General features: G+C 75.4%; 15 protein-coding genes. 6 read left to right on the top strand and 9 right to left on the bottom strand.

Features of this window, described 5'->3' with window-relative positions:
* Positions 1-123 precede the first annotated feature (123 nt).
* Both ACIQVT_RS04025 and ACIQVT_RS04020 read left to right on the top strand, forming a co-directional pair.
* Entirely contained in the window at positions 124-819 is a 696-nt protein-coding gene (locus ACIQVT_RS04025) for a L,D-transpeptidase family protein (RefSeq protein ID WP_403747070.1), read from the top strand.
* 194 nt (positions 820-1,013) lie between these two features.
* Positions 1,014-1,199: a hypothetical protein gene (locus ACIQVT_RS04020; protein ID WP_121785534.1), complete on the top strand. Its 186-nt coding sequence runs from the start codon at positions 1,014-1,016 to the stop codon at positions 1,197-1,199.
* 83 nt (positions 1,200-1,282) lie between these two features.
* Here ACIQVT_RS04020 and ACIQVT_RS04015 read toward each other — a convergent pair whose 3' ends face one another.
* Together ACIQVT_RS04015 and ACIQVT_RS04010 are read right to left on the bottom strand one after the other, a co-directional pair.
* Entirely contained in the window at positions 1,283-2,686 is a 1,404-nt protein-coding gene (locus tag ACIQVT_RS04015; protein WP_403747066.1) for a S1 family peptidase, read from the bottom strand.
* Positions 2,687-2,788: 102 nt separating this feature from the next.
* A complete protein-coding gene (locus ACIQVT_RS04010; protein ID WP_403747891.1) occupies positions 2,789-3,811 on the bottom strand; it encodes a hypothetical protein in 1,023 nt (340 codons plus the stop codon).
* Positions 3,812-3,836: 25 nt separating this feature from the next.
* Here ACIQVT_RS04010 and ACIQVT_RS04005 point away from each other — a divergent pair, with 25 nt between their 5' ends.
* Both ACIQVT_RS04005 and ACIQVT_RS04000 read left to right on the top strand, forming a co-directional pair.
* Entirely contained in the window at positions 3,837-5,015 is a 1,179-nt protein-coding gene (locus tag ACIQVT_RS04005) for a MalY/PatB family protein (RefSeq protein WP_403747064.1), read from the top strand.
* Between the two features lie 71 nt (positions 5,016-5,086).
* Positions 5,087-5,473, top strand: coding sequence for a PPOX class F420-dependent oxidoreductase (locus ACIQVT_RS04000; protein WP_403747062.1), 387 nt, complete (start codon positions 5,087-5,089; stop codon positions 5,471-5,473).
* A 31-nt stretch (positions 5,474-5,504) separates the two neighbouring features.
* On the opposite strand, the gene ACIQVT_RS03995 is transcribed toward ACIQVT_RS04000, so the two are convergent.
* The 3 genes from ACIQVT_RS03995 to ACIQVT_RS03985 all read right to left on the bottom strand — a co-directional run bounded on the left by ACIQVT_RS03995 (position 5,505) and on the right by ACIQVT_RS03985 (position 9,769).
* The gene (locus tag ACIQVT_RS03995) at positions 5,505-8,273 is read right to left on the bottom strand and encodes a hypothetical protein (RefSeq protein ID WP_403747057.1); all 2,769 of its coding nucleotides are present in this window, start codon (positions 8,271-8,273) and stop codon (positions 5,505-5,507) included.
* Positions 8,274-8,439: 166 nt separating this feature from the next.
* Positions 8,440-8,856: a Zn-ribbon domain-containing OB-fold protein gene (locus ACIQVT_RS03990; protein ID WP_403747056.1), complete on the bottom strand. Its 417-nt coding sequence runs from the start codon at positions 8,854-8,856 to the stop codon at positions 8,440-8,442.
* Positions 8,857-9,022: 166 nt separating this feature from the next.
* Positions 9,023-9,769, bottom strand: coding sequence for a TetR family transcriptional regulator (locus ACIQVT_RS03985; RefSeq protein ID WP_403747054.1), 747 nt, complete (start codon positions 9,767-9,769; stop codon positions 9,023-9,025).
* Between the two features lie 214 nt (positions 9,770-9,983).
* Here ACIQVT_RS03985 and ACIQVT_RS03980 point away from each other — a divergent pair, with 214 nt between their 5' ends.
* Together ACIQVT_RS03980 and ACIQVT_RS03975 are read left to right on the top strand one after the other, a co-directional pair.
* On the top strand, positions 9,984-10,832 hold the full coding sequence (locus ACIQVT_RS03980; protein WP_403747051.1) for a hypothetical protein: 849 nt from the start codon (positions 9,984-9,986) through the stop codon (positions 10,830-10,832).
* Between the two features lie 88 nt (positions 10,833-10,920).
* Positions 10,921-11,598, top strand: coding sequence for a peptidoglycan-binding protein (locus ACIQVT_RS03975; protein WP_403747049.1), 678 nt, complete (start codon positions 10,921-10,923; stop codon positions 11,596-11,598).
* A 69-nt stretch (positions 11,599-11,667) separates the two neighbouring features.
* On the opposite strand, the gene ACIQVT_RS03970 is transcribed toward ACIQVT_RS03975, so the two are convergent.
* The 4 genes from ACIQVT_RS03970 to ACIQVT_RS03955 form a co-directional block, all read right to left on the bottom strand.
* Positions 11,668-14,100, bottom strand: coding sequence for a SpoIIE family protein phosphatase (locus ACIQVT_RS03970; RefSeq protein WP_403747046.1), 2,433 nt, complete (start codon positions 14,098-14,100; stop codon positions 11,668-11,670).
* Between the two features lie 261 nt (positions 14,101-14,361).
* Positions 14,362-14,736 carry a hypothetical protein gene (locus tag ACIQVT_RS03965; protein WP_403747044.1) on the bottom strand — a complete coding sequence of 125 codons (375 nt, stop codon included), beginning with the start codon at positions 14,734-14,736 and terminating at the stop codon, positions 14,362-14,364.
* Between the two features lie 448 nt (positions 14,737-15,184).
* Positions 15,185-16,102 carry a MurR/RpiR family transcriptional regulator gene (locus ACIQVT_RS03960; RefSeq protein ID WP_403747040.1) on the bottom strand — a complete coding sequence of 306 codons (918 nt, stop codon included), beginning with the start codon at positions 16,100-16,102 and terminating at the stop codon, positions 15,185-15,187.
* Between the two features lie 78 nt (positions 16,103-16,180).
* Positions 16,181-17,941, bottom strand: a complete 1,761-nt coding sequence (locus ACIQVT_RS03955) for a phospholipid carrier-dependent glycosyltransferase (RefSeq protein ID WP_403747036.1) — start codon at positions 17,939-17,941, stop codon at positions 16,181-16,183.
* Positions 17,942-17,998 lie beyond the last annotated feature (57 nt).

Genomic DNA, 17,998 nt, shown 5'->3' with positions numbered 1-17,998 from the left:
GGGCTGACCGGAAACACAACCCTCGCCCGCCCGCGCGGGTCTAGTAGTGCGTGACTGTGGGAATCGCGCTGGGAAGGACCCGGTGGAGACCCCGGACGATCATGGGGAGAAGGGTAGGCCGTCATGGGGGACATACGCAGACGAGGCGTCGTCGCGCTCGGCGTCACCGGACTGGTGGCTCCGCTGGCGCTCGCGTTCACCGCGGCACCGGCCCAGGCCGCGAGCTGCACCTCGCGCACGGGTCCGTACCAGAAGCAGGTGGAGAGGTTCCTCGGCCGGCCGGTCGACGGCAAGCAGTCCGCCGCCGACTGCAAGGCCGTCCAGGCCTTCCAGACCAAGCACGGCATCACGCCGAACATCGGCTACGCCGGGTCCGTCACCTGGGGTGTGATGGACCTCATGAACAAACAGAAGGCCGTCGGGAACAAGCCGAACAAGGACGGCAGGTGCCCGGTGGACAAGGGCCGCATCGCCTGCGTGAACCTCACGCTCCAGCTCAGCTGGATCCAGGACGGCGCGAAGCTCGTCCACGGCCCGGTGCCGGTGCGCACCGGCCGTGACGGCTACGAGACCCGCACCGGCCTGAAGAAGATCTACTGGCGGGACATCGACCACGTCTCCAACCTGTACGACGTGCCGATGCCCTACAGCCAGTTCTTCAACGGCGGTCAGGCCTTCCACTCGGTGGGCCTCAGCATGTGGAACCCGCCGGGCTCGCACGGCTGCGTGAACATGACGCCGAAGGAGGCCAAGGCGTACTGGTCGCTGCTGAGGAACGGCGACGACGTCTTCGTCTACGGCCGCAAGCCCGGCACCTGAGCCCGGACCGACCGCACCGCGGCGGGCGCGCCCCCGGACCCCGGCGAGCGGGCCCGCCGTCGTGTTCGGGGGTCTCGTTTCGGAAACCGATAGGAAGTACCCCTTGCGGTCGGCCTCTTGACGTGATGAGCAACACGGTCCGTAATGTCCGTATTCGAGGCGCTTACTCACATCGCCTTCACGTCGTTCGGCATATGCTTCACAGCATGTCCACCACTGTTGCAACCGCCTCCGAGCGATCGGCCGCGGAGGTCAACGAGGAGATCCGGGCCCTGTGGCGCCGGTCGGGCGGGACACTGAACACCGAGCAGCGCGCCGAGTACCAGCGCCTCGTGTTGGAGTGGGCCGCCGCGGCCCCGCGGTCGCACCGGGCGGCCTGACCGACCCCGCGCACCGCGCCGTACCGCCCCCGGCACCCGTGAACCCACGGGTGCCTTCCCGCAACCACCTCCGGGCCCGTCCGTCAGCCCCACATCGCCGAGTAGTGCCGCCGGTAGGCCTTGCGGTCCTGCTCGGACCGGATGAACCGGGTCGCGACCAACGCGATCAGACTCCCCGCCACCACCAGCAGCCCGGGACCGAGGTTCCGGGTGTCCGTCAGCCGCGCCAGCAGGGTGCTGCCCTCCGAAGCGCCGGTGACCGGCGCCGACGAGCCCGGCGAGGCCGCGTTCGGAGCCATCGCGCCCCGCGCGGCGGACGCCGACGGCGCGGGGGAGGGCGCCGCGCTCGCACCGCCGGCCGCGCCGCCCGCCTCCGGCGGCGACACCAGCAGCCGCACCCCGAGCGCCGACAGCGCCTTGGTCACCGGCTGGAAGAACGTCGTCCCGCCCGCCGTGCAGTCCCCGTTGCCGCCCGAGGTGACGCCGAGCGCGATCCCCTCCGAGAACAGGGGACCGCCGCTGTCGCCCGGCTCGGCGCACACCGTGGTCTCCACCAGCCCGGTGACCGTGCCCTCCGGGTAGTTGACCGTGGCGTTCAGCGCGGTGACCCGGCCGTCGTGCAGGCCGCTGGTGCTGCCGCTGCGGAACACCCGCTGCCCCACCGCCGGATCGGCGACCCCGGTGATCCGCACGCCCTTGCCGCCGCCGACCGCGACGACGCCGGCACCCGCGCCGGCCTTGCCCGAGGCGTACTGCACGAGCGAGAAGTCGCTGCCGGGGAAGACGCTGTTCACCGTGTTGCCCAGCTGCCGGTCGCCCTGGCTGTCGGCGAACCAGGTCGACCCGGCGGGCCCGCAGTGGCCGGCCGTGAGGATGAAGTCGGACTGCCCGTTGGTGACGTTGAACCCCGCCGAGCAGCGACCGCCGGTCGACAGGATCGGCAGGGCGCCGTTCAGCCGCGTGGTGAACGCGCCCCGCGTCCGTTCCATGTGCACGAAGCCCCCGATCCCCGCGGCCACCCGGCTCAGCCGGGACCAGTCGCCGGCGGACACCGTGCGGTCCGCCCGCACCACGACCCGGTTGGTCCGGTAGTCCACCGCCCACGCCGTGCCCGGCACCCGGGGCGCCGAACCGAGCGACGCGGTGGCCGACCTCAGCTCGTCCATGCTGTGCGGCACGACCTTCGCCACGGCCCCGGCCCGCCGCACCTCCCGCGCCGCCCCGTCGTCCGTCACCGCCACGACCGGACGCCCGTCGGCGCCTACCCAGTCACCGGCGGTACGGGCGGTGCCGAGCCGCGCCACCAGGGCGGCCCCGGCATCCCCGGCACCTGAGGTGCCTCCGGCTGAGCGCAGCACCGCGGCGGAGCCGGACGGTGTCTCGCTCGCCAGGGCGGCCTGGGTGACCATCGCGCCCCCCAGGAGGAGTCCGCCGACCGCCGCCAGCCGTGTCAGTCGCCGGACGACCCGTCGTCGTGCGTGCCGCATGCATGGCTCCCGAACCCGAACGCACGCCACCCCTGCCGGCAGCGCGGGGCACCCGTGTGGTCGGGGGCCCGCTCTCCCATACGGCGCCGGGGGCCACGGCGTTCACCGCGCGTCGCGGGGAGCCGGGCCGGGCGGCGCCGGCACCAACCGGGACCAGCTGTGCTCGTCGCCCCACAGCGAGTCCTCGCCCACGTAGGGCCGCAAGGCGCCGGTGAGATCCGGGTCCCCGCGGCCGGCCAGCTCGTCGGAGGCGATGCGGCGGGCGATCCCGGCCAGGAAGTCGGCGATCTGCACCCGCGCGTCGTCCCGGGAGGCGACCAGCCGCAGCCCGCCGAGCCCGGTCCCCTCCCCCCGGGCGGCCTGCACCAGCCGGGCGATCCGCCCGGGCGTCAGCGCGTTCTGCCGGTCGTGGACCAGCGTGACCGTCCGCCCGCCGGCGCTCCAGTGGGCCGCCGTGCGCCGGATCGCCGGGAACAGCGGATTGAGCACCGGGAACAGGGCCGGTGCCGTCCGCATGCGGTCCAGGTAGTCGTCCGCGCGCGGCCGGGCCGCCCCGAGCCGCCGCAGGATCAGCGCCGCCTCCGTCTCCGGGCGGGCCCGCGCCAGGGCGTCCACGGTCCGGAAGAACGGCTCGCCGTCGTCGCCGGGCACCCGGGCGGTGCGCACCCGCAGCAGCCCGTTGGCGGCCACCAGGAACTCCCGCCACCCGTCCGGCCCGAACGCGCCCGGTCCCTGCCGGAACAGCGGGACGGCGTCCGCCGCGTCCCCCAGCAGCAGGTCCACGGTCCGGTCCACCACGAGGAACGCCTTGTGCGTCAGATGCACGTGGGCCTGCCCGTGGACCGGCCCGCCGGGCGCCAGCAGCCACTCCAGCACCGCCCGGTGCTTCTCCCGCAGCAGGTGGTTCGCCTTGTACTCCTCGGCGGGCGAGCGAACGCGGTGCCGGATCTCCCGGACGCACTCCGCGGCCGACTCCAGCGGCAGCGCCACACTGGCGTGCGCGAACACCTCGGTGTTCCCGCCGACCAGGTTCTCCCCGTCCGACCCCGACTCGTCACAGGCGATCTCCGGCGTGCGCACCCCCGCCACCGCCCCGCGCCCCCCGCCCGTCCCGTTCCCGCGCACGCCCCGACCCCCTATCTTGAGCCTCATGACCAGCATCCCGCACGGCACCCCCGGTGAACCGGACCCGCTGCGCGCGCTCGGCCTGGAGCGACTGCGACGCCGTACGAGCATGAAGTGGCGCACCTACCCCGACGACGTGCTGCCGCTGTGGGTGGCCGAGATGGACGTACCGCTCGCCGAGCCCGTCGTCCGCGCCGTCACCGACGCGCTCGCCCTCGGCGACACCGGATATCCGGCCGGCACCGCCTACGCCGAGGCCCTCGCCGCCTTCGCCGCCGAGCGGTGGGGCTGGGACGGGCTCGCCGTCGGGCGCACCGCGATCGTGCCGGACGTGATGCTCGGTGTGGTCGAGATGCTCAAGCTGGTCACCGGGCCCGGCGACCCGGTGATCGTCAACCCGCCGGTGTACCCGCCGTTCTTCCAGTTCGTCGGCAACCTGGACCGCCGGGTGGTGCCGGCCCCGCTCGACGCCGGTCTGCGCATCGACCTGCCCGCTCTGGAGGAGACCTTCCGGGCGGCGGCGGCCGGGCCCGGCCGCGCCGCCTTCCTGCTGTGCAGCCCGCACAACCCCACCGGTACCGTGCACACCGCGGCCGAGCTGACGGCCGTCGCCGCCCTCGCCGAGCGGTACGGCGTCCGGGTCGTCGCGGACGAGATCCACGCCCCGCTCGTCGCCCCCGGGGTCACCTTCGTGCCCTATCTCAGCGTGCCCGGCGCCGGCCGCGGCCTGTCCCTGATGTCGGCGACCAAGGGGTGGAACCTGGCCGGTCTCAAGGCCGCGCTCGCCGTCGCCGGACCGGAGGCCGCGGCCGACCTGGCGCGCCTGCCCGAGGAGGTGGGCCACGGCCCCAGCCACCTCGGCGTCATCGCGCACACCGCCGCCCTGCGGGAGGGAACCGCCTGGCTGGACGCCCTGCTGGCCGGCGTGCTGGACAACCGGCGGCTGCTCACCGGTCTGCTCGCCGAGCACCTGCCCGCGGTCCGCGTCCACCCCGCCGAGGCGACCTACCTCGCCTGGCTCGACTGCCGGGCCCTCGGCCTGGGCGACGACCCCGCGCGGGTCTTCCTCGACCGCGGCCGGGTCGCCCTCAGCCCCGGTCCGCCCTTCGGCCCCGGCGGCGCCGGGCACGCCCGGCTCAACCTGGCGACCGCGCCCGCCGTCCTCACCGAGGCGGTACGGCGGATGGCGGCGTCCTCGCGCTGACCGGGCACGGCCGGCCGGTCCCGGTACCCGCGGCCTCCCCGGACGGCGGACCGGCTCCTAGACTGCCGGGCATGGACCAGACGCGGCTCGACCGGCTCGGCTCCGGCAAGTACCTGCTGATGACCAGCTACCGCAAGAACGGCACCCCGGTCGCCACCCCGGTGTGGGTGGTGCGGGACGGCGACACGCTCGGCGTGTGGACGGCCGCCGACAGCGGGAAGGTCAAGCGGATCAGGCGCCGCTCCGACATCCTCGCCGGGCCCTGCGACGTGCGCGGCAACCCCACCGGGGACCAGCTGCCGGCCACCGCCGAGATCGCAGACCCGCAGGCCACCGACCGCTACCGCGGGCTCATCGCCCGCAAGTACGGCGTCCTCGGCCGGCTCACCCTGCTGGGCAGCCGGCTGCGGCGCGGGCGGGACGGGACCGTCGGCATCCGGGTGACCCTCGCTCCCTGAGGGCCACCCGGAAGGTGCCGGTGCCCGCGCCCTACGACGCGTCCAGCACCGAGCCCGACAGCCGGAGGCCGTCGGGCCGGGGCTTGCCGCTCTCGGGGTCGACCTGCCCGAAGAGCACCGACTCCGCCGGTTCACGGACCCGGTCCTTCACCGTGGGCACGGTGATGTCGGCGCTGGTCCGTCCGGGCGCGATGTCCGCCCACAGGTACAGCCCGTCGACCCGGGACAGCGGGCGCGCGGGATCGGGCGACGCGCCCGCTGTGTCCCGCAGCCAGCGCGCCGGGACGTCCTTGGTGGACAGCTCGGGCGCGGTCGCCGGCGCGACGGCGAAGTACACGCTCATGTCCACGTCGACCGCCTCGGACAGGGACACCCGCCACTTCAGCGTCTTGCCCTCGGTCACCTTGCCGGCGACGGGTGTGACGGTCATCTTGGGCGCCGGGTCGTCGTCGTGGACGGTGAGCCCGCCCTCGTACGAGCCGACGACCGCGCCCCGCACCGCCTTGACCAGCACGTCGTACGACACGTCGGTGCCGTAGCGCGTGTTGCCCTTCACCGCGATCGGTACGTCGACGTCCGGGCCGCCCGGACGCACCGTCACCAGGCGGGCCGTGACCTTGCCGTCGGCGGGGTCGACGACGTACACCCGGACCTGTCCGGCGCCGCCCGTGCCCGTGACCCGGACCGGCACCCGGTAGGTGTGCACGCCCGCGTCACCCTCGTCCACGGTCGTCCGGCCGACGTCCACGCGCGGCAGCGCGTCGGTGCGCACCGCCGGCGTCCCGGGCCGCCAGCCCCACGCGTCCATCAGCCAGGCCCGCCCGGACGGCGAACGCGGCGTCAGTTCCATGGACTTGACCGAGCCCATCAGGAGTCCGGCGCGGGTCGCCGCGGTCAGCGGCACCCGGATCTCCCGCGCCCAGTAGGACGCGGTCCGCTCGCTGCCGGGCAGCCCGTCGACGCGGACCCGGCCGAGCTTCGCCCTGTGGCCGGAGGCGTCGGTGAGGGACACGTCCAGCTGCGTGCCCCGGGAGTTCGGGGGCACGAACAGCCGCAGCGCCAGCGACTTTGCCCCGGACAGGGACACCGGGGACGCCGCCTGGACGCGCACCGGGGTGCCGGCGCGCGTCCAGTGCAGCGCGACCGCGTGCCGGCCGGCCTCCCGGTCCGTCGCCCACTGCGCGAAGTGCGGCGACTGCCCGTGCGCGCCCGCCCCCAGGCAGGCCTTGGCCGGGGTGGGCGACACCGCGTCGCACAGCCGGCCACCGGTCACCGACACACCGGCGTCCGGCAGGAGGCCGCCGCCGCGGCGGGCGCCCACCGCGTGGCTCAGCACCCGCGCCGGGTCCGCCGACGGCGCCCGCTTCCCGGAGCCGTCCAGCAGCGGCCGCACCCGGTCGTCCCCGGCGAGGAACAGCCGCGCGGCGGCGGCGATGTAGGTCGAACCGGCCCGGTGCTGCTGGTCGGCGGTCAGCCGGGTGGCGGCACCCTTGCCGCACACCGGGTCGTGCCGTCCGGGGTCGTCGGCGAAGTCGTCCTCGGCGGGCGCCGCGGCCTGGCCGGGCGTCCACTCGGTGTTGAAGAAGTTGTGGTTGGCGCCGATCACGTACACGGCGCTGTGCAGGGCGGTGCCGTTGCCGACCGCGCGCGTGCCGTCGACGTACACCTCGCCCTGGAGGTCGGAGACGTCACCGTCGCAGCCCGGCAGGATCGTCAGCGACGGCACGTCGGGCACGGGGTTCTGTCCGAAGACGGTCGGGCCGATGAGGACGGTGCCGCGGATCTTCCAGCGCACCGGCCCGTGGTAGCCGTCCTGGTCGGCGGGCGGCGGCGTGATGCTGTCCAGGGCGGCCCTGTTGACGCCCTCGCCGCCCCGCGAGTGACCGACCAGCAGCACCCGGGACAGGTCGGCGCGGGGTGCCTCGCGCACCACGGCCGGCGCGGTCGCCGGGTGTTCGCCCCAGTCGGCCCAGCGGGCCAGGTGCAGCCGCACGAGGGAGGAGCGGGCCTGCGCGCCACCGTCCTCGGCGGCGAAGTCCTGCCCGTTGACGCCGTTGGCGGCGATCGACACGGTCAGGTAGCCCTGGGAGGCGAGGAGCCGCTGGTCGCGCAGGTAACCGCGGTGGCTGGGCACCGGCTTGGTGCCGGCCGGACACGGCCAGTCGCCGACGGTGTCGTCATGGCCCTTGTAGCAGACGGAGTGACGGCCGTGCAGGAACAGCGCGAGCGGGCGCTTGCCGGCCGCGCCGACCGGCGCGACCACCACCGCGCGCATCTCCACCGGCTTTGGGAAGCCCGGCAGGCGCACCGACTTCAGCGCGTACTCGCCCGTCCTGGTGCGGTACGAGCCGGGCTTGCCCGGGTCCACGCCGTTCGCGGGGAGCGGGGCCGGTGGCCGGACCGCCGGCGTGTTCACGGCGCGGTCCGGGGCGTCCAACCGCCGTCCGCCGGACCACACTTCGAGAGCGCTCGGCGCCGGTGACCGCCGTCCGTCGAGCGGCAGCCGGAAGGTGCGCCCGTCCGTGCCCGGCCGTGGTACGCCCAACAGGCGCCCGGAGGAACGGAATTCGACGCGGGCGTCACCCATGGGCACCGGCCGGTCCGACCGCCACACCAGCTGCGGCGACGCCGGGTCCCGGCCGGTCAGCCGCCATCCCGGCGGCAGCGGCCCGCCGTCCGTGACCGCCGACTCCCCTCCTGGCAGTCCTCGTTGGGGATGGGCGACCGCCACCCCCGGGGATGCCCCCGCCACCGCGAGCAACGCGGCGGCGGCCACCCATATGTGCCGGGCACGGACCACTGTTCCTCCTCGAACCCCGACCTCGGGCGCCCGGCTTCGCCGGGACGCCCCTCGCCCCGGGAGGATGGACGACGGAGGCTGTGGGTTGCCTGTGTGCGGGAGGTGGTGGATCACATCGCCGGTCGGCGGGGTGCGCGGGGGTGCGCGCCGGGGGGTCGGGGGGTCGTCAGGTCCAGGCGCGGTAGGGCTCGTCCAGCAGCTGGAAGACCGGCTCACCGCGCACCGGGTCCTTCGCGGTGGACAGCCGGACGCGGTCGCCGCTGTGGATGCCGACCGGCGGCCCCATGACCCGGCCCCGCACGACGAACCCCTCCGCCATCTCGATCAGCGACACGTTGCGCGCCGCCGGTGTGTTGCGGTGGACCACGGTGGAGTGGCGGACCGTGCCGACGCCCTCGCTGCGCTCGGTGCGCAGTTCGCTGCCCTGGCACACCGGACACAGCAGCCGGTGGTACGTCGCCGTTGCGCACCAGGCGCAGCGCTGGAAGAGGATGGCGTCCTGGGAGTCCGCGGGGACGGGGTCGAGGACGCCCGCCGCGGATCCGGCCGCCGGATGCACGGTGCTTGCTGAGTGGTGGTACACGCTGGTCAACTCCCTGCGCTCGGCCGGAATCCCGTGTGCCCGGGGCGGACCGCACACACGGGTGCGCGGTCGCCGTGCCACCGCGCACGCCGACAGAGTATGGCACTCAGTGTCACGCGTAAAGGCACTCCGTACCCAGAAATCGGGGAGCCGGGGCGCCGGCGGGTCAGCCGCGGCCGAGCGCGGTCTCCAGTTCCTGCACCACCCGCCACAGCGGGGCGTCCCGCCGGGAGACCAGCACCACCACCTCGCCGGACCGGCCGGCCCCCTCCCCGCGATCCGTCGGGCCGGGGAGTGCGGACACCGCCGGGGCTTCCGCCGGCCGGCCGTACGTCCGGTGCACGTAGCCCAGCGCGTGGTCGACCGCCGCGCCCGGATCGCCCGCGCCGTCGGACCGCAGCCAGCAGCGCAGCGCGTTGTTGTGCGCGGCGACCACCGCCGCCGCGATCACGTCCGCCCGCAGCGTTCCGTCGGGCCGCCCGGCGAACACCCCGCGCAGGTAGGCGGCGAGCGCCCGCTCGTAGCGCCACACCACCGACAGCTCGTAGGCGCGCAGGCCCGGCACCTGACGGGTGAGGCGGTACCGCTGCACGGAGAAGGTCGGGTTCTCGGCGTACATCCGCAGGACCAGCCGGGCCGCGTCGCACACCCGCCGCACCGGGTCGTGCTGCGGGCCGCCCGCGCCGAGGAAGGCGGTCATGTCGGCCAGGCAGCGCTCGTGGTCGGGGAAGACCACGTCCTCCTTGGAGGGGAAGTAGCGGAAGAACGAGCGCCGGCCGACACCGGCCAGGGCCACGATGTCGTCCACCGTGGTCTGCTCGTACCCGCGTTCCAGGAAGAGCCGGAAGGCCGCCGCGACCAGGGCGTCCCGCATCGGCGGCTTCGCGGCCGGCGCCGCGCTGCTGGAGCTCATGAACGGGAACGTAGCACCCGGAGGGTTCCGCTGACACTCAGTGCAGCGGCAGCGCCTTCCTGGGGGAACTGAGTGCTTCCTCTGGTGGGCGACCGCTGCCCGGGCGTCCGGCCCCAGGGGACCGCCGGGGGCGGCCACGGACGCCCGTGGCCTGCGGCGTAACCTTTCTCCACCCCGCCGGCACCGGCCGCGCGCCGCCCCGAGGAGACCACCCATGCCCGCCGCCCGCCCCCGTCTGCTCTACGTCACCGACCTGGCGTACGGGGCCCGCGGGCGCCGCTACTGCGACGAGGACATCCTCCTCACCTCCCGGCTGCGCGCCCACTTCGACCTGGCACTGTGTCACCCGCTGGACGCCGCGGCGCTGATGGCCGGCCACGACGCCGTCGTCGTCCGCAACAGCGGCCCCGTCCTCGGCTACCCGCGCGAGTACGAGGCGTTCCGCGCCCGGGCGCTGGCCACCGGCGTCCGCGTCTACAACCCGCTCACCGGCAAGGCGGACATGGCCGGCAAGCAGTACCTCCTCGACCTGACCGCCGCCGGCTTCCCCGTCATCCCCACCGTCGACAGCGCCGGGGACGTGCACCGGCTGCCGCCGGCCACGCGGTACGTGGTCAAGCCCCGGCTCGGCGCGGACTCCCTCGGGCTGCGGATCGTCCCCGGCAGCCGGCTCGCCGCCGCCACGGCCGGCGACGTACTCATCCAGCCGCACGTCGACTTCGTCCACGAGGTGTCGTTCTACTTCGTCGACGACGACTTCCAGTACGCCCTCTACGCCCCCGACCCCCGGCGCCGCTGGGAGTTGCGGCCCTACGCGGCGACCGCCGCCGACCTGGAGTTCGCCCGGCGCTTCGTCGACTGGAACGACCTGGGGCACGGCATCCAGCGCGTCGACGCCTGCCGCACCCTGGACGGCGCTCTGCTCCTGGTCGAGCTGGAGGACCTCAACCCGTACCTGTCCCTGGACGCGCTGCCCGAGGAGGCCCGGGACGCGTTCGTCACGGCGTTCACGGCGTCCCTGAACCGTTTCGTGCGGGGGGTGCCCGGTCCGGCCGCGGGGTGACGCGGCGCCGTGAACGGGTCCGCCGCGGGCGCCGTATCCCCGTACGGAACCGCGCGAGCCCCGTACCCGGGGACGGAAGGAGCGTCAGGTGCCGACCTCGCCCGAACCAGAACGGCCGCCGCCCCCAACGGTGTCGGAACCCATCCGGGTGCTGCGGCTCCGCCGCTTCGACGCCCTCGCCGAGCTGATGCGGGAGTTCCGTCCGGACCCGGTGCCGTACCGGCCCGCCGGCACGGCACCCGGCCCGCACCCGCCTTCCGCCGAGGAGGACACCCGGGAACTCCCGCCGGTGCCCGCCGCCGCCCGGGCGCCTGGAGCGCCCGTCCGGGACGCGCCCGGGCCGGGACCGCGCCGGACCGCCGTCGCCGTGGCCGTCGCGGCCGCCGCGCTCGCCGGCTTCGGCTGCGCCCTGCTCCTGACCGGCCACCCGCAGGCCGCCGCGGCCCCGCCGGCCACCCCGCCGCACACGGCCGCCCCGCCCGCCACCGCGTCCGCCCCGCCCGCCGCCACCGCGCCCGACCCCGACGGCCCCGGCACCCTCCGCCAGGGCGACAGCGGCCCGCCGGTCACCGCACTCCAGCGGCGCCTGCTGCGCGTCCCGGACGTCTACCGCGACGGCAGCGCCGACGGCAGCTACGACGCCTCGCTCACCGAGGCCGTGGCCCGCTTCCAGCTCTGGTACGGCGTCACCGGCGACGAGAGGGGCGTCTACGGCGATGACACCCGGCGCGCGCTGGAGTCCCGGACCGGCGAGGGCGACGGCTGACGAGCGGCACCCCGGGCGCGCGGCGACGACCGCGGCCGCGTCCCCACGGGCCGCGCGGCCGGCGCACCGCTAACCGGCCGCCGCCTCCCGCTCGTCCTCCGCCGGCATGCGGATGTCCAGGACGCACACGTCGTCCCGTCGCTCGTCCGCCAGCATGCTGGCGAGCAGCGCCTCCAGGGAGCCGGACTCCCCGCGGCCGTGGGAGCGCACCGCCTCGGCCAGCCGCTCGAAGCCGGCGTCGAGCCCCTCACCGGGGCGTTCCACCAACCCGTCGGTGTACAGCAGCAGCCGGTCACCGGGTTCCAGGCGCAGCTCCGCCGACTCGTAGACGGGGGTGCCGGTCGCGCCGAGCAGCATGCCGCCGGGCCGGTCGAGGTAGCGCACCTCGCCCCGGCGCACCAGCAGCGGCGGCGGGTGCCCCGCCTGGGCCCAGGCCAGGACGCGCTCCCCGGGGTGGTAGCGGGCCAGGACCATCGTGGCGGTGGTCTGGCTGTCCCGGGAGTGCAGCAGCAGCCGGTTGAGCCGGGCCAGCGCCCCGGTCAGCGAGGAACCGGTGCTGACCATGCCCTTCGCGGTGAACCGGAGCTGTGCCATGGTGGCCACGGCGCCGATGCCGTGGCCCGCCACGTCGCCGACCACGAAGAGCGCGTCGGAGCCGCTGAGTTCGATGGCGCTGAACCAGTCGCCGCCGACGTGGATCCCGGCCTGCGCGGGCAGGTAGGCGACCTCGACGCGCAGCCCCGCCAGCTGGACCGGCTTGCTGGGCAGCGGCAGCAGGGCGTGCTGGAGCCGGGCCGCCAGCGCCCGTTCGGCCTGGAGGACGCCGCGCTGGAGCAGCATCGCGCGCTCGCTCTCCACCAGCGCCAGCTCCGCGCTGCGCTGCGCGGTGAGGTCCTGCACGAAGCCGTGCACCTCGACCGGGGTGCCGTCGGGTGCCGTGACGGCCTCCGCGACCATCCGCAGGTGCCGGACGCCCGCGGCCGTCTCGATGCGGAACGGCACGTCGAACGGGCGCGCGTGGCGGACCAGTCCGGCGATGGCGTGGGCCAGCGGGCCCGCGTCCTCGGACACGGCCAGGTCGGGCAGCTCCACCAGCCGGACCGGCGGCCGTCCGGGCGGGCGGCCCAGCACGGTGTACGTCTGCGCCGCCCAGGAGGTCTCCTGGGTGACGAGGTTCCAGTTGGCCCAGCCGAGGTTGCCGAGCCGCTGCACGTCGGCGAGGCGCTGCTCCTGCCGGTCCGCCCCGTCGTGCCGCAGCCAGGTCACCACCAGGCCGTCGCCCAGCGGGGCCGCCCGTACCGAGTAGGTGGCGGTGACCGGCACGCCGTCGACGACGTCCTGGTAGGCGAAGGGCTCCCCCTCGAACGGCACGCCGGTGCCGAGGGCCTGGAGGTAGCCCTGCCACAGCGGTTCCCCGGCGACCGACGGGTAGCTCTCCAGGATGTGGCTGCCGACCATGGCCCGGCCGGTCCGGCCGAACACGTCGACCGCCCCGGGGGTCGCGGCGTCGATGCGGTAGTCCTCCACCTCGCCGGAGCCGTTCCGCAGCGGGGTCAGCAGGGTGATCGCGCCCGGCAGCGCGTCGAACACCGCCTGCACGGTCTGGGAGAGGTCGTCGGCCGCGCGCTCCCGCGGGCCGTCGAAGGCGCGCAGCCGGCCCGCGCTCAGCCGGGCCACGGCGCGCAGCAGCTCCCGCTGGCGTGCGGTGAACGGTCCGTGGTGCCGGCGCAGCACGCCGAGCGCGACGGAGGCCGCGTCCCCGGGCGGGACCGGGAGCCAGGCCCGGGAGGGCCAGCGCTCCGGGGGGTCGCCGATGAGCTGGTACCGCTCGCCGTCCGCGGCGGGGTCCTCCAGCCAGCGCGGTTCCCCGGACCGCAGGACGTCCAGCGCGGCGACCCCGGTCACCGGCGGTACGTGGCGCCACTGGGCGGCGAGGGTGGCGTCGACGCCGGCGTGCCCGGCCAGCGCGAGGCCGCCCTCGGGCAGCCGCTCGTAGAGCATCACCGCGTCGGCGCCCAGCTCGGGCGCGAGGTGTTCCAGGAGGCACTGGGCCAGTTCGTGCGGCGAGCCGACGCGGACCAGGTCCCGGCCGGTGTGCCCGAGCACCTCCGCCAGGTCCGCCGTGCCGGCGGTCGGGACCGTCCATGATCCGGCGCCGGCCGGCGGGGCGGGGTCCGGGGGACCGGCCGGTGCCGCGTCGCCGGACCGGTCCGGGCGCGGCAGGCCGCCCAGGGTGAGCCAGCACTCCTCGAGGAGGGTGCGGTGGCCGGCCTCGGCCCGTCTCGTCAGCTCCGTCTGCGCGGCGTCCGGCGTGCACCCGGTGAGGGCCATCAGCGCGCCCTTGGCCCGCTCCAGCACGGCGGAGGTCGCCGCCCGGTCCCGCAGCCGCTCCAGCTCGGCACGCTGCCGGGCCACGACCTTGGCCAGCGCCGCCACATCGGCGCTGGTGCCGGGGTCCACCGGGGGCACGGGCTCGCTCGTCACGCGACGAGCATTGCACATGTGGGGCCGTCCGATCACTCGTCTGCCGGGTCCAGGTTCATATGACCGTCGTAGGAGATTTTCGACCGTGGAGTCGGCCGGGCGGACGGGGACGGACAGGGCCGGGAGGGGGACGGCGGGAAGCGCGCCGGCCGGCCGTGAGGGGCGGACGGGGAGCCGGGGGACGGGCCGGCCGGGACGGCCCCGGAGACACGGGCCGCCTGGGGCGCCGCACGCGGGCGCACCCGTGGCAGCACGGGGGAGAGGACGGGTGCCGGGGTGTCAGCGGCTCGTGCCGCGGCCCGCCAGGGCCTCGCTCACCACACGGACGCTGCGGGCGATGTGCTGGAGCTGGAGCACCTCGGCCGCGTACATCTTGATCGTGTGTTCGATCACCGCTTCGGGCAGCCCGAGCATCGGCAGTTCCGCCCGCGCCGTCTGGAGCGCGGTCCGCGCCACCCGGATCTCCTGCTGCACCTGGATCTGCGCGTGCCGGGCGAGCAGGACGGGGTGGCGGAGGAAGGCCGGATAGCTGGAGTAACGGGCGGGGATCAGCTCGCGCAACCACTTGGCCGCCGAGCGTTCCCAGTCGTAGGACCCGGGCGTCTTGACCTGACAGGGCCAGTCATGGCTGATGCGCGTGCTGGTCAGAGGCATGTTCCATCGCTTCCGGTGTGCGGCGTCGGGAGGTGGTCGACGGGTTCGGGGCGGCCTGGTCCAGGGGATGGCCGGGCCGCCCCGGGCGCCTCGCGCGGGCGACGCGCCCCGGAACGCCCCGGTGGCCGACGGGGTGGGCGACGGCGGCCGGCGGCGTCCGTGCGGGGACCCCGGGTGCCGGGTGGTCCGCGGGGTGCTGGCCGTGCCCGGAGCCGGCCGGGCGCGATCCGTGAGCAGTATTTATATATGCGGTCCAGTTTGCAAGACGTATGAAAACATTCATGCGCGGTCTGTGGTGAATCATCCCCGTTCACGGGGTGGGGGACCGCAAGATCTTCACGTGTGTGCCCTCGGCGCGGAAGGATCGGCCGCCGTCACCGGCCGCCCGGGGCCCGGTCCGCTCCCGGGGTCGGCCCCGTCCCGAGTCGGCCCCGTCCCGGGGCCCGGTTCAGTCCCGCAGGAAGAACTGGTGGTGGTCCGAGAGCTGCTCGTACTTCTCCAGCCGGGCCTGGGTGCGCTCCGGATCGGCGTCGGTCATGGCCTGGAGCAGCGCGGCGGCCAGCACCCCGGGCGCCGAGTAGGAGTCGAACACCAGCCGGGAACCGGTGCCGGTGGCGAAGGCGACGTCGGCCTCGTCGGCCAGCGGCCCGAGCGCCAGGTCGGTCACCAGGGCGACCCGCAGCCCGGCCCCGCGCGCCACCCTGAGGGCGTTGAGCGTCTCCTGCGAGTGCCGGGGCATCGCGAAGGCCAGCACCCAGGTGCCGCCGGCCTCGCGGGCCTGGAGCAGCGCGTCGTAGGCCACGCTGCCGCCCCGCGTCACCAGCCGCACGTCGGGGTGGACGCGGCGGGCGGCGTAGCCGAAGTACTCGGCGAGCGACACCGAGATGCGCAGACCCAGCACGGTCAGCGGGGTGGACCGGGACAGCTCGCGGCCGACGTGGATCACCCGGTCGGGATCGGCGAAGTCGCGCCGCAGGTTCTCCAGGTTCTGGATCTCGGCGTCGACGGCCGCCTGGAGCTCGTTGGCCCGGTCCTCCTCGCCGGGGCCGCCGGCCAGGCCGCTGAGCGCGATCGACTGGAGCCTCTCCCGCAGCGCGGGATAGCCGCTGAAACCGACGGCGGCGGCGAACCGGGTGACGGAGGGCTGGCTGACACCGACCCGGTCCGCCAGCTCGGTGATCGGCAGGAACGCGGCCTCGGTGATGTGCTCGATCAGGTACTGGGCGATGCGCCGCTGGCCCGGCGACAGGCGCGGCCCGTCGAACAGTTCCCGGAGCCGGGAGGTCGGGGAGGCCTCGGCCTCGGGCAGGGTCTTGCCCGACGTGATCGCTGACGCCTGTGCGCGTGCCTGCTGCGACGAGGGCACCGGTCGGCCTCCTTTGTCTCCCACGAGCACTCAACATAGCTCACCGACCGCCGTGACCAGGGCGTTGAGGGGGCCAGCTCACCGCCGGAAGAGGCTGATGGAATGGCCCACTTCACCGGCCGGGCGACTGCCGGCGATCAGCTCGGCGAGCCTGCCGCGCGCCTTGGCGACCGCGGAGTCGGACACCACCAGCAGTCCGTGCACCCGCTCCGGCGGCACCCGGCGCGGATCGGCGGCGTGGATGCCGTAGTACGACGGCACCCCGCTGCCCTTGTAGACCAGCCACACCCGCTCGCCCGGGTACCGCTGCCGGAGCAGGTCGGCGAGGCGGCCGAGGTCCTGCCCCCAGTCCACGTTGGAGTCGTGGAGCAGGCGGTGGGTGTGCGCGGGGCCGCCGAAGGCCTCGTTCGCGTACGGCAGGTAGTACGGGAACGCCCGCAGCGAACTCACCGCCACGGACAGCACGAGCACGCCGGCCAGGAGACCACCGAGGTGCCGTCGACCCTTCCGCAGCCGCGGCACGGGCAGGCAGCCCGCCGCCACCGCCAGGAACATCGGCACGAACAGCGCGTACCGGGTCCCGAAGTCCCGCGCCCCGGTCATCGCCACCGCCAGCAGGACGAGCGGCGGCAGCAGCAGGTACGGCGCCGCCGGCCGCAGCCGCCGCGCCGCCACGACCGCCACCGCCCCGGCCACGCCCAGCGCCATCAGCCCGAGCGGCGTCTTCACCAGCAGCGCGACCGGCAGGTAGTACCAGAGCGACCCGGTGTACACGTGTCCGAACAGGAAGCCCTGCCAGGGGTAGTCCTCCAGCCCGAACTGCACCCGCATCCCCACCCGGTACGCCTCGGGCACCGGCAGCAGGTCGACCAGCCGCCCGCGCAGCCCGTGGACGGCCGGCACGGGCCCGGTGGGCGTGAACCGCAGCCGGGGGTCGACGGCCAGGTACGCGGCCCAGACGACGGCGAGCGCCACCAGCGCCACGACCGCGGCGCCCGCGAGCGCCGCCCCCGCGGTCCGCCGCTTCCCGGCCCACGGGAGCCGCGACCGGTCCGGGCCGGGCCCCGCCGCCGGGAGGGTCGAGCGGCGGGCGGCCACCACGGACACCGCCGCCAGCGCCGTCAGCACCGGCACGGCCGGCAGGGCACTCATCTTCGTCGCCACGGCCGCCCCGAGCGCGGCCCCGGCCGCCGGCAGGTACGGCACGGGCCGCCGCCGCGCCCGCCACACCAGCCAGGCCGACGTCAGCACGAACCCGGCCGCCGGCGCGTCCAGCGTGGCCAGCGAACCGTGGGCGATCAGGTCGGGGGAGAAGGCGTACAGGACGAGCGCCACGAGTCCGCCCGCCGGACCCACCACCTCCCGCGCGAACGCGAAGGCGACCAGTCCGCACAGCAGGGTCAGCGCGATCACCGGCAGCCGCGCCCACAGCATCACCCGCCAGGGATCGTTGCCCGACTCGTACAGCAGGTGCCGGCCCGCCCGCCCCTGGTCACCGGGGTACGCCGGGTCGTAGTGCGGGTCCGCCACCGCGACCCCGGCCGCGATCAGGAGCTTCCCGAGCGGCGGGTGCTCGGGGTTGTAGCGCACCCGGTGCGCGTGCAGGTAGTCAGCGGCCGTCGCCACGTACACGGGCTCGTCGATGGTGGGGGTCTGCCGGACCGCCGTGGTGACCATCGCCGCGGCCATCTGCGCCAGCAGCAGCACCACAAGGAGTGGCGTCAGCCGGCGTCCGTACCGGCGCAGCGCGGCGTACCGGCCGGCCCCGGGTTCCGGCCGGACCACCGGCCCGGCGGCCGGCGCCCCCGGAGTGAGGACCAGGTGCTGTTCGCGCGTCATCGTCCGCCCCACGGTGGCACCCGGGCAGCGCGGCACCGGCGCCGCGCCTCCGGGGTC

The organism is Streptomyces sp. NPDC100445, assembly GCF_044759735.1.
Classification (GTDB): Bacteria; Actinomycetota; Actinomycetes; order Streptomycetales; family Streptomycetaceae; genus Streptomyces.
This window is presented reverse-complemented; position numbering and strand designations above follow the sequence as displayed.

What these genes read in the sequence shown, in the direction of transcription:
- ACIQVT_RS04025 (WP_403747070.1), top strand. Translation starts at nt 124, where the DNA reads ATGGGGGACATACGCAGACGAGGCGTCGTCGCGCTCGGCGTCACCGGA.
- ACIQVT_RS04020 (WP_121785534.1), top strand. Translation starts at nt 1,014, where the DNA reads ATGCTTCACAGCATGTCCACCACTGTTGCAACCGCCTCCGAGCGATCG.
- ACIQVT_RS04015 (WP_403747066.1), bottom strand. Translation starts at nt 2,686, where the DNA reads ATGCGGCACGCACGACGACGGGTCGTCCGGCGACTGACACGGCTGGCG.
- ACIQVT_RS04005 (WP_403747064.1), top strand. Translation starts at nt 3,837, where the DNA reads ATGACCAGCATCCCGCACGGCACCCCCGGTGAACCGGACCCGCTGCGC.
- ACIQVT_RS04000 (WP_403747062.1), top strand. Translation starts at nt 5,087, where the DNA reads ATGGACCAGACGCGGCTCGACCGGCTCGGCTCCGGCAAGTACCTGCTG.
- ACIQVT_RS03985 (WP_403747054.1), bottom strand. Translation starts at nt 9,769, where the DNA reads ATGAGCTCCAGCAGCGCGGCGCCGGCCGCGAAGCCGCCGATGCGGGAC.
- ACIQVT_RS03980 (WP_403747051.1), top strand. Translation starts at nt 9,984, where the DNA reads ATGCCCGCCGCCCGCCCCCGTCTGCTCTACGTCACCGACCTGGCGTAC.
- ACIQVT_RS03970 (WP_403747046.1), bottom strand. Translation starts at nt 14,100, where the DNA reads ATGTGCAATGCTCGTCGCGTGACGAGCGAGCCCGTGCCCCCGGTGGAC.
- ACIQVT_RS03965 (WP_403747044.1), bottom strand. Translation starts at nt 14,736, where the DNA reads ATGCCTCTGACCAGCACGCGCATCAGCCATGACTGGCCCTGTCAGGTC.
- ACIQVT_RS03955 (WP_403747036.1), bottom strand. Translation starts at nt 17,941, where the DNA reads ATGACGCGCGAACAGCACCTGGTCCTCACTCCGGGGGCGCCGGCCGCC.